Consider the following 10,635-nt stretch of genomic DNA (forward strand, 5'->3'; position numbering starts at 1 on the left):
ATAATGATTAATGATATGAAAGCAGGGCAAAAAATTTGTCAGGCTGCGTTGGTACGTGTCCAAAAAGTTGGCACTTCCTCCAATGGCGGCGTGTTTGCCCGTGGCTTTTTAGAGGACAACAGCGGACGTATAGCCTTTATTGCTTTTGAAGTCCCTGTAGTAGAAAAGATGCGCCAATTAGAGGGCCCAACAGCCTTTATGATTGGCGGTAACGTGGACATCAATAAATTTGCCAATGATATGTCCTTACAGGTAATCATCCAACGTTTGGCGGACCTTTTGCCCGAAGATGATATCAGCAATCTGCTGCCTGAAGGCGATTTTGATAAAGAGGTCTATAAGACAAAATTAGCTAACTATATTAAAGCAGTTCGTACACCGGGACTGCGGATGCTGCTGGAAACTATTTTCAGCGGCAATACCTACGATGCCTTTGTCCGCAATCCTGCTGGAATGCGTATGCACCACGCTTATTTGGGCGGTCTGCTGCAACATTCCGTAGATGTGGCGGATTTGGCGGTGGCAATGGCTGACAGGATTGATGGAGTGGATAAGGATCTGGTTATTGCCGGCGCTTTGCTCCACGACTTGGGCAAGATTAAAGAGATTTCTTCTCAAATTGGTTTCCCTTATACTAACGAAGGCCGTTTCTTAGGGCATATTGCTATGACCAGCTTGATGGTGCAGGAAGCAGCAGCCAAGTTGCGTATTCCTTCCTCCCGTCTGGAGCAGCTGCAGCACATTTTACTGTCCCATCATGGGGACAACGAAAAAGGTTCTCCTGTAGCCTGTGCTACCCGTGAAGCCTTCATCGTCCACTACGCTGACGAAATCAATGCGGTAATGAACCAATTTGAAAAACACGAAGGTAAAGGCTCTTGGGAATTCAATAGGATGTTAAGTAGAAACATTTTAGTAGATAAGCTGTAAATCTTTTGTGAACGTGTACAAATGACAGTACATTTTGTGTTATAATAGGATAAAACATCATGTGATGTCAGGAGTGAGAACAATGACTAAGCAAAAGATCCTTATTGCAGACGACGAAGCTCAGATTAGAGAGATTCTGAAGATCTATTTTGAAAAAGAAGGCTTTGAGGTACTGGAGGCCGAAGACGGTGCTGCAGCGATTCTCAAAGTTCAATCTGATAAACCTGATATCCTCCTGTTGGATATTATGATGCCTGTTTTAGATGGCATCGAGGTGTGCAAGCAGGTACGTAAAATGAGCGACCTGCCAATTATTATGGTCACTGCCAAAGACGAGGACGATGACCGCATTGCCGGTCTGGAAATCGGTGCCGATGACTATATCACCAAGCCTTTCAATAGCCGTGAGGTTGTAGCCCGTGTGAAAGCGGTGCTCCGCCGCGCAGGCACTAATGAAAAGAAAGGTGATGCATCCCGCATTACTTATGATGGCTTGGTTATCGACATGGAGCAGTACCAAGTTACTGCCTTTGGCCACAAAATGACCTTTACCACCAAGGAGATGGAACTGCTGTGGTGTCTGGCTTCTAATCCGGGCAAGGCATTCTCCCGTAACCAGCTTTTGGAAAGCATTTGGGGCTATTCATATTATGGCGATACCCGTACTGTGGATACTCATATTAAGCGTATCCGTCAAAAGCTGAACATTCCCCCCGATGCCAAGTGGGACATTACCACTATTTGGGGCGTAGGGTATAAATTTGAGCTGAAGGACAAATAATTTATGAAGAAGTCCTTGAGCACTAGGCTGATGTATAGCTTTATGGCCATAGTGGTAATCATCGTTGTGGGTATTACAGCGGGCATTTCCTATCTGATTGCCGACTACTTCTTTGAAATCAAAGAGCAGGAACTGTCAGAGAAGGGCCACGAAATGGGTGAGACCGTTTCCGCTTTTATACGCATGGATGACACCAATATGCTGCACCGCTATATCATCGCTGTAGACAGGCTTGTGGGCGCGCGCATCTGGCTTTTTGACGACAATTATGAGTTGGTGGCCGCTTCTTACTACGACGGTCCGGAAAAAGCTGATGAGCCTGACTCTTTGAGCCAGTACATGAAGTACGGCTTGCCTTCTGCCAGCGAACTGCATCGCAGTGCTATGAAGCTGGACCAAGATATTAAGGACAGCAGCCTATCCCATAGAGTGCGGATTATCCTGCGTAATATTTACGCTGGCGAATCCTTTAAGTCGCAAATCTATCACCCCTACTATAAAGAGCAGGTTATCCTAGTGGGCGTTCCCTATGTGTTGCCCAGCGGCAATCGTGGCGCCATTTTAATGATAGAGCCTCTCAGCGGGTTTGAAAAGTTTTTGCGCAATGTTTACATCTACATAATGATTGTGGGCATTATTGCCATTTTGTGCAGTCTGTTTTTGGTAAAACGTCTTTCTGCACTGGTGATCAAGCCCGTGTTGGAAATGAAGGACAGCGCCATGGCCATGGCCTCCGGGGACTACTCCCGCAGGCTGGCGGTAAGGGGCGAGGACGAAATTGCCGAACTTGCTACAGCTTTGAACAGCTTAGGGCAGGATTTAGAGGCTTATATCTCTAAAATGGAGCGGACGGAAAAAATCCGTCGTGATTTCGTTGCCAATGTTTCCCACGAGCTGCGTACACCCATTACCATCATCCGCGGTTATAACGAAGCCATTAGCGACGGCATGGTTACTGACCCGGAGGTACTGCAGCGTTACAGAACGCTGATTAACGAAGAAACCGTTCGTCTGGAGCGTATGGTGCGCGAGCTGCTGGATATCAGCCGTTTGGAATCCAGCGACCCCTTGACGAATAGTAATATGGATGAGCTGCCTTTGGCAGTAATCATCCGCAATGTCGCCGAAAAATTGAGTGTGAAGGCAGTGAAACGGAACGTGGTGTTCAACGTGCATGCGCCTGAAGACATTAAAATTTTAGGTGACGGTGATCAATTGGTACAGTTAATCATGATTTTAGGCGATAATGCCTTGAAATATTCGCCAGAAAATGGTACTGTATCAATAGGAGCGAATAAACAGCCTGATGGCAGCGTCCTGCTGACCGTAGCGGACCAAGGCAAGGGCATTCCCGATGAAGACATTCCCTTTATTTGGGAAAGATTCTACAGAGTGGAAAAATCTCATTGCCGCAGTGTTCCCGGTACCGGTTTAGGCTTAGCCATCGCTAAGGAAATTATCCGCGTCCATGGCGCTAGCGCCGAAGTAATCAGCAAATGCGGAGCAGGAACCACATTTGAAATAAAATTTCCAAAGGATAAGGTAGTATGATTTTAGAGTATGTTTGTCCCGATTACAGAGTAAAAAGTATTTTTGACATTTCTCCCAAATGGTTGAAACGCAATGGCTACATGAAGATTGTTGTTGACATTGACAACACTTTGCTGCCTCGCGACAAGAACATGGTTGGACCCCGTGCCATGACTTGGATTCGTCAAATGCATCAACTGGGCATCAACGTTGCTTTGATCAGCAACAATGGCGGCGATCGCATTAAAGCTATTACCCGTCAAACCGGTCTTGGCAGCATTATGCGTGCAGGCAAACCTTTGCCCATGGCGTATAAGCAATTGACTAAAGCTATGGGTGGCGGAAAGATCCTCTTCATTGGCGACCAATTGCTGACTGACGTTCTGGGTGCTAAACTGTCCGGTCATCCTGTTGTTTGGGTTCAATCTTTGGGCGGCAAGGAACATTTTATTACCCGTTGCACCCGTAAGCTGGAGAAATTCTTCATCGGCCGTTTGAATAGCAACAAGATGATGCCTAAGGAGCGCGTATTATGAAAATAGCTTTGCTGCAGCTGGCTGTTCTGGAAAAGAATAAGGAGGGCAATGTTGCCCACGGTCTGCAGCTGGCAGCGGCAGCCGCCAAGGAGCATGACTTGGTGGTGCTGCCGGAAGTATGGACTACGGGTTACAGCTTGGGGCACTTGGAGCAGGATGCGGAAGGGGAGAATTCTCCTGTTATCGCTGAACTGCAACGCATTGCTCAAGCTGAAGGCTGTGCTATTTTAGCAGGCTCCGTACCCATGCGCCATGATGGCAAAATTTATAATACTTCTGTAGCCATTGATAAGGATGGTACTATTGTCAATATGTATGACAAGGTGCATCTCTTTGGCTTATTCAATGAGGAGAAATTCTTTGCTCCCGGCAATAACTTTAACGCCTTTACTTTAGACGGCGTATGCTGCGGTTCCACTATTTGCTACGATTTACGTTTCCCTGAACTGTACCGCCATTTGGCGCTGCAGGGAGCACAGGTAATCTTCTGTCCTGCGGAATGGCCTGAAGCACGTGGCGATATTTGGCGCCTTTTGGCGCAGGCGCGTGCTGCGGAAAACCATATTTTCCTAGTAGCGGTTAACTGCGCAGGAACCTTTAAAGGAGCACCTTTCTATGGTCACTCCATGGTAGTAGCTCCTAGTGGCAAGATTTTGGCAGAAGCAGGAATGGCAGAGGAAGTCATTTCCTGCGATATCAATTTGGCAGATATTGCCAAGGTGCGCAGCAGGATCAACGCTTTGGCCGATGTGCGCAAGGAGCTGATTCAATAATGAATTTACAAAAATTGCTGACCGGCTTGGCGGCCGGTCTGCTTTTGTATGCCCAAACGGGCTTGGGCAGTGTGTGGGCGGCAGTGCCTCCCGATGCTCCCAAGGATGTAAAACATATTTTGGGCTTCTATTACGGGAATGGGGAAAATATCCTCATTCGTGAGAATAACGGCCGCTTAGAGCTTTTGTATCGCTTTGCAGAAAGCGACAAAGCTTTTGGCGGTGCCAACATCTATCCTTTAACAAAGGAACATTTTGATGCCTATCTAATGACGGAAGCCGGGCCCATGAGCGCCAGCGAAGCCAAGGTACGCTTTGAACGCGACCCTGACGGGTACGGCATCGCCTGCCGCGTAGGCGGGCACACCTATAGCCGTTATTTCTTTGGTCAAGGTGTGGGGGAACGGGCAAAGGCTTTTCGTTTCCCCGCCCATACTGCGGAAGAATGGACGCAGCTGCGCAAGCAGGCTGCGGAGGCAGTAATGCCGGAAATGCTTGCTGCAGGAACAGCTGCCCAACTGGTGGATGCCGTTACTGTGGCAGGTATAAAGGTTGATTCCCGCTATGCTTTGGCAGATAACTGCTTTGGGGCGCCTCTTTATACAACGTCCAAGCTGATGCTGGCGAAGGAAGCGGCGGCTGCTTTGGCTAAAGTCCAACAGCATCTTGCTCCCTATGGCTATGGACTCGTACTGTGGGATGCCTACCGCCCTTGGAGTGTGAGCAAGCTGGCGTCTTTGGCGCTGCCTGTTAACCAAAAGGGTATGTTGGACGATCCGGATACCAAAGGCAGTGCCCACAATACTGGTGCTGCTGTGGACGTAAGCCTGTACAGTCTTGCTACCGGGGAACAGGTGGAAATGGTCAGCGGGTTCGATGAACCGTCCCTGCGCCAGTTTGCCAGCTACGCCGGTGGCACGGCACGCCAACGTTATCTGCGTGATTTGCTGCGGGAGACCATGGAACTGTATGGTTTCAAAGGCATTGAAATGGAATGGTGGCATTTTGATTACAGCCCTTCAACCAATTGGGCACATTTAAATGTGGAAGTGAGGTAATTAATTATGAACGTATACGATAATGCAAACGAATTGGCACGCGCAATGCGTGAAAGCCATGAATTTAAAAAATTGAAAGAAGCAACTGCTGCTTTAGCTAAAGACGAAGGCGCTAAAAAAATGGTGGACGAATTTTTGGCATTGAACCAAGAAGCAGAAATTGCTAAATATCAAGGCAAAGAACCTGCTAAGGAAACTACCGAAAAGATTTCCAAGCTGTACAGCATTCTGTCTTTGAACAGCGATGCTATGCAATATTTGAACTCCTTCATGCGTTTCCAAATGATGTTGGCAGATGTAACCAACTCTATCCAAGACGTAGTTAAGGAAGCTATGGGTGAAAAATAATGACTGACTTGCGCAGTATTTTTGCAGGCTGTACTGCCAAGCCTTTGCTGGCGGACGAGCCTATGAGCAAGCATACATCTTTCCATATCGGCGGACCTGCAGATTTATTGGCTGCTCCGTCTAGCGAAGAAGAATTGTCAGCGTTACTGACCAAAGCTGCGGCAGCAGGCGTGCCTGTTACCGTGGTAGGCAATGGCTCCAATCTTTTGGTGCGTGATAAAGGTATTCGCGGTTTGGTTATCAAGCTAGGCAATCCTATGGGTAGCATTGCTGTAGAGGGCAACACTGTTACTTTTGGCAGTGGCGTATCCCTAGCTATGGCTTCCAAAAAAGCTGCTTCTTTAGGGCTTAGCGGTATGGAATTTGCTGTGGGTATTCCCGGTACCATCGGCGGAGCTGTGTATATGAACGCCGGTGCTTACGATGGAGAAATGTCCAAAGTTGTCCGTAGCGTACGTGTTATGGATATGCATGGCAGGGTAGAAGAACTGCCTGCGGCTCAGCTTGATTTTTCCTACCGCCATACTGCTTTAATGGGCAGTGGCAAACTGGTTACTACTGTAACCGTTGAACTTGTACCTGCTGATGAACAGGCTATTGCCGCTAAGATGGCGGATTTCAGTGAGCGCCGTACTTCTAAACAACCGCTGGAACTGCCCAGTGCAGGCAGTATGTTCAAACGTCCTCCCGGATATTTTGCCGGGACCTTGATTGAGCAGACCGGACTCAAGGGCTATACTGTAGGCGGTGCGCAGGTTTCACAAAAACACGCAGGTTTTGTAGTAAATATTGGCGGTGCTACTGCGGCAGATGTGCTGCAGCTGATTGCTGACGTACAGGCAAAGGTACAGGCTGCTCATGGTGTGCATTTGGAGCCGGAAGTACTGGTGCTGGGCGAGGAGTAAGGAGATTACTGTGGAAGAATTGATGAATGATCAAGAAATACATATGCTGGGGCTGCAAGCGCTGATTCCATGGCTGGAAGGACACCAATTCGTGGTTGATTATGTGCAGCCGGAAAAATGCGCTGTGCCTCACGTTTTTGCTCTCAGCGGCAATATGCTGACTGTTATTGTAGCTGCAGCTGATATGTACCCTAATAAGGGAGTAGTAACTGAAGCTGACAAGGCAGCGGCACTGAAGGTGGCAAACGAACTGCACGGTCTTTGCGCGGTTGCTTCCATTGGTCTGGTTAACATGGACGGCGTGGCTGCCAATGATAAAGAGCTGATGGGCAAACCATTGAAGAGTGCTCCTTTCCAAGCTGATTTTAAAGGGTTGGAATACATTCAGTTTGAACAATGAGGTGTTACCGTGGATTTGTTAAAGGTTGATACAGCTAAATGTCTCCGTTGCGGTATTTGCGTGGAGTGCTGTCCTTCCTGCATCCTTACTTTGGGGGAGAACGGCCCGGAGTGTGATTTTGACAGAGGCTGCATGAGCTGCGGTCAATGCGTGGCGATCTGCCCTGTAGGCGCACTGGATAACAAGTATGCGCCTTTGGAGAAGCAGCGCCCTGTAACCATGCCCATGCCTACTCCTGAGGATGCCTATGAATTTTTGCGTATGCGCCGCAGTATCCGTAACTTCAAAGAACAGGCGCCTACTGATGAAGAAATTACCCGTATGCTGGATGTGGCGCGCTATGCTCCCACTGCAGGCAATACCCAAGGTATGTATTACGTTGTAATCCGCGACAAGGAAAAAATCAAAGCTATTGCTGATGCGGTAGCGGACTGGATGGAAGACGAAGTAGCAGCAGGTACGGAAAACAAGCGTTATTTTGCTACTGTGCTCCGTGCTTACCGCGACCGTGGCCAGGACATTATTGCCCGCCATGCACCTTGCTTGATTTTCGCTTTGGCGCGCCGCTTGAATATTACCGGTGTATCCAACTGCGAACAAAGCTGGGCGTATGCGGAGCTGTTTGCGCCTACCATTGGCTTGGGCACTACTATTGCCGGTTTTATTCAAAGCTGCGGTATTGCAGGCTACAAGCCTTTACTGGATTTGGTAGAAGTTCCGCCGAAGCATAAAATTGTTGGTACGTTGATGGTTGGCTATCCTAAATACAAATTCAAACGGATGCCTGAACGCCAACATCTTAAAGTTGATTTCCGCTAAGGTTCAGCTACTATTCAGAAAATAATGGTAAAGTATTTTGCAAAGGTGAGCGTTGACTAATTGTGCTACCTGTGTTAAAATAATTGACTGAGTGCGAAAGATAATCGCGGCGTGCTTTAAGCACGATGAGGAAAGTCCGAGCTCCATAGGGCAGGATGCCGGATAACGTCCGGCGAGAGCAATCTTAGGGATAGTGCCACAGAAATGTGTACCGCCTGCTTTCGGGCAGGTAAGGGTGGAACGGTGCGGTAAGAGCGCACCAGCAGTCTGGTAACAGGCTGGCTAGGTAAACCCCATCCGGAGCAAGACCAAATAGGGGAGGGATGAAGCGGCCCGCTGAGCCTCCCGGGTTGTGTCGCTTGAGCTTGCAGGCAACTGTAAGTCTAGATAAATGATTATCACCGCTTTGCGGAACAGAACTCGGCTTATTGAGCACTCATACTTGTCAATGTGGCTGCCTTTTTTAGGCAGCCTTTTTGTTATGGATAGTTGGTGAAATATGAAAAAAGTATCTTTGGTGGTTCCTGTTTTTAACGAGGAAGACAACCTGCACGAATTTTACAAACGCGCTACTGCTGTCATGGAGGCGGAGGACTACGACTACAGCATTGTTTTTGTAGATGATGGCTCTAAGGATAGCAGTGCTGTAATCTTAAATGATTTAGCTGCTGCTGATCCCCATGTAGAAGCGTATCTTTTGAGCCGTAACTATGGTCACCAGATGGCGCTGACTTGCGGCCTCGATAATGCTGACGGTGATGCGATTATTACCATGGATGGTGATTTGCAGCATCCGCCTGAGCTCATTCCCCAGCTTTTGCGTTTGTGGGAAGCTGGCAACGAGATTGTACAGACCAAGCGTATGGCTACGGAAGATGCAGGGTTCTTTAAAAACATCACTTCCAGCGTATACTATAAGTTGATTAATGCTCTGTCACAAGTAGAGATTACTCCCGGTGGCAGTGACTTCCGCCTGATGGACCGTATTGCGGTGGACGCTTTTAAGCAGTACCGTGAGCGCGCTCGTTTTATCCGCGGTTTGGTTAATACTTTGGGCTTCCATGTGGCAGTGCTGGAGTTCGTAGCACCGCCTCGCTTTGCAGGTCACTCCAAGTTTAACTTGCGTAAGATGCTGCACTTCGCTTTGGACGGTATTACCGCTTTTTCTAATCTGCCTCTGCGTTGGGCTTTTTATGTGGGCGTAGTCTTTGGCTTCTTCAGCTTGGCACTCTTAGGCCACGTTTTCTACGTGAAGCTGTTTACGGAAGATGCTGTGCCCGGTTGGGCTACCACTACAGTTTGTGTGCTGTTTTTGGGCGGAATTAATTTAGTCGGTATTGGTATCTTGGGCGAGTATATCGGTCGTATCTTTGAAGAAATCAAACATAGACCACTTTATTTAGTAGGCAGACATATCAAAAACTCTAAATAGTGTATAAAATATTACAATGATGCCACTGCTTTCGGTGTAAAATAATCTTTACAAATTTAAGTTTTACAGATACTAGATTTTGTGGTATAATAAGTATGTCTTAAAATGTGAAAGGATGTGGATGCCGTTGGTCAAGAGTAGATTGTTAGTGTTGTGTTTGACTGTGCTGTTCAGTTTGTTTGGCACGGTTTCTGCGTTTGCTTCCTTTCAACGTGGGGATGATGGACAGGAAGTCCAAGCAATCCAAAAGCGATTGGTAGAGCTCAATTATACGATTAGTAATATAGATGGTGATTTTGGTCCCGAAACCGAAAAAGCTGTTAAACAGTTCCAAGCAGATAAGGGTCTGGAAGTGGATGGCATTATTGGTGAAGCAACTTATAGAGCTTTAATGAACAAAGAGCTGCCTCCTAACCGTAGTCAAGCCGTTGTCCGCAATGTTTTGCGTGCAGCTTATAGTGTTATCGGTACTCCCTATGTATTTGGTGGGACTTCTCCATATGGCTTTGACTGCTCCGGCTTTACCCAGTATGCGTTTGCACGTGCAGGCGTGTATCTGTCCCGTACTGCTGATAGCCAGTTCTATAATGGCCGTCGCATTTCTATGAAGCAGCTCCGTCCCGGCGATTTGGTGTTCTATAGCACTTATGAGCCCGGTGCTTCCCATGTTGGTATTTATGTTGGTAATGGTAGCTTTATCCATGCCGGTACTAGCACCGGTGTTACCGTTTCTTCCGCGTTTACCGGTTATTGGGGTGCACGTTACTACGGCGCATGCAGAGTATTGTAAACATAAGTATCTTGTGAGCAGGTAGGTATAAGCCTACCTGCTCTTTAAATGATAAATTTTCCCTATATATAGTAGTTTCTCTTGACAAAGTATGGTCTTTGTGGTAAAATGACATTCGTGCTCGGGGTGTAGCGCAGTTTGGTAGCGCACCTGCCTTGGGAGCAGGGTGTCGCAGGTTCGAATCCTGCCACTCCGACCAAGCGATGCGGGTGTAGTTTAGTGGTAAAACCTCAGCCTTCCAAGCTGATGTTGTGGGTTCGATTCCCATCGCCCGCTCCAATTTAATATGGTTCAGTAGCTCAGTTGGATAGAGCAACGGCCTTCTAAGCCGTG

12 protein-coding genes, 2 tRNA genes and 1 other RNA gene are annotated in these 10,635 nt (G+C 47.7%); all 15 read left to right on the top strand.

The genetic code is table 11. The features are described 5' to 3' along the window. Window positions 1-3 precede the first annotated feature (3 nt). The 15 genes from ACJMM4_RS06755 (at window position 4) to ACJMM4_RS06825 (ending at window position 10,581) form a co-directional block, all read left to right on the top strand. A complete protein-coding gene (locus tag ACJMM4_RS06755; RefSeq protein ID WP_405383705.1) occupies window positions 4-930 on the top strand; it encodes a 3'-5' exoribonuclease YhaM family protein in 927 nt (308 codons plus the stop codon). An 82-nt stretch (window positions 931-1,012) separates the two neighbouring features. Beyond that, the gene (locus ACJMM4_RS06760) at window positions 1,013-1,711 is read left to right on the top strand and encodes a response regulator transcription factor (protein WP_405381780.1); all 699 of its coding nucleotides are present in this window, start codon (window positions 1,013-1,015) and stop codon (window positions 1,709-1,711) included. Between the two features lie 3 nt (window positions 1,712-1,714). Next, window positions 1,715-3,262, top strand: coding sequence for a sensor histidine kinase (locus ACJMM4_RS06765; RefSeq protein ID WP_405381778.1), 1,548 nt, complete (start codon window positions 1,715-1,717; stop codon window positions 3,260-3,262). Next, entirely contained in the window at window positions 3,259-3,777 is a 519-nt protein-coding gene (locus tag ACJMM4_RS06770; protein WP_405381776.1) for a YqeG family HAD IIIA-type phosphatase, read from the top strand. The genes ACJMM4_RS06765 and ACJMM4_RS06770 overlap by 4 nt, the downstream gene beginning before the upstream one ends. After that, window positions 3,774-4,550, top strand: coding sequence for a carbon-nitrogen family hydrolase (locus ACJMM4_RS06775; RefSeq protein ID WP_405381774.1), 777 nt, complete (start codon window positions 3,774-3,776; stop codon window positions 4,548-4,550). Before ACJMM4_RS06770 ends, ACJMM4_RS06775 begins: the two co-directional genes overlap by 4 nt. Then, a complete protein-coding gene (locus ACJMM4_RS06780) occupies window positions 4,550-5,608 on the top strand; it encodes a M15 family metallopeptidase (protein ID WP_405381772.1) in 1,059 nt (352 codons plus the stop codon). Before ACJMM4_RS06775 ends, ACJMM4_RS06780 begins: the two co-directional genes overlap by 1 nt. 6 nt (window positions 5,609-5,614) lie before the next feature. Continuing rightward, window positions 5,615-5,956 carry a YlbF family regulator gene (locus tag ACJMM4_RS06785; protein WP_405381770.1) on the top strand — a complete coding sequence of 114 codons (342 nt, stop codon included), beginning with the start codon at window positions 5,615-5,617 and terminating at the stop codon, window positions 5,954-5,956. Further along, window positions 5,956-6,861 (top strand): UDP-N-acetylmuramate dehydrogenase, encoded by a 906-nt coding sequence (gene murB / locus ACJMM4_RS06790; protein ID WP_405383707.1) that lies wholly within the window; start codon window positions 5,956-5,958, stop codon window positions 6,859-6,861. The genes ACJMM4_RS06785 and murB overlap by 1 nt, the downstream gene beginning before the upstream one ends. A gap of 10 nt (window positions 6,862-6,871) precedes the next feature. Further along, entirely contained in the window at window positions 6,872-7,261 is a 390-nt protein-coding gene (locus tag ACJMM4_RS06795) for a hypothetical protein (RefSeq protein ID WP_405383709.1), read from the top strand. Window positions 7,262-7,270: 9 nt separating this feature from the next. Then, window positions 7,271-8,080, top strand: coding sequence for a nitroreductase family protein (locus tag ACJMM4_RS06800; RefSeq protein ID WP_405383711.1), 810 nt, complete (start codon window positions 7,271-7,273; stop codon window positions 8,078-8,080). Between the two features lie 88 nt (window positions 8,081-8,168). Then, an RNA gene (rnpB, locus tag ACJMM4_RS06805) (RNase P RNA component class A) lies at window positions 8,169-8,523 on the top strand. A 56-nt stretch (window positions 8,524-8,579) separates the two neighbouring features. Further along, window positions 8,580-9,512 (top strand): glycosyltransferase family 2 protein, encoded by a 933-nt coding sequence (locus ACJMM4_RS06810; RefSeq protein WP_405383713.1) that lies wholly within the window; start codon window positions 8,580-8,582, stop codon window positions 9,510-9,512. A gap of 121 nt (window positions 9,513-9,633) precedes the next feature. Further along, entirely contained in the window at window positions 9,634-10,302 is a 669-nt protein-coding gene (locus ACJMM4_RS06815) for an NlpC/P60 family protein (RefSeq protein ID WP_405383715.1), read from the top strand. A gap of 122 nt (window positions 10,303-10,424) precedes the next feature. Further along, a tRNA-Pro gene (locus tag ACJMM4_RS06820) sits at window positions 10,425-10,501 on the top strand. Between the two features lie 6 nt (window positions 10,502-10,507). Next, window positions 10,508-10,581: transfer RNA gene (locus ACJMM4_RS06825), tRNA-Gly, on the top strand. The last annotated feature ends 54 nt before the right edge of the window (window positions 10,582-10,635 follow it).

Origin of the sequence: Phascolarctobacterium sp., assembly GCF_045124115.1 — a bacterium.
Classification (GTDB): domain Bacteria; phylum Bacillota; class Negativicutes; order Acidaminococcales; family Acidaminococcaceae; genus Phascolarctobacterium_A.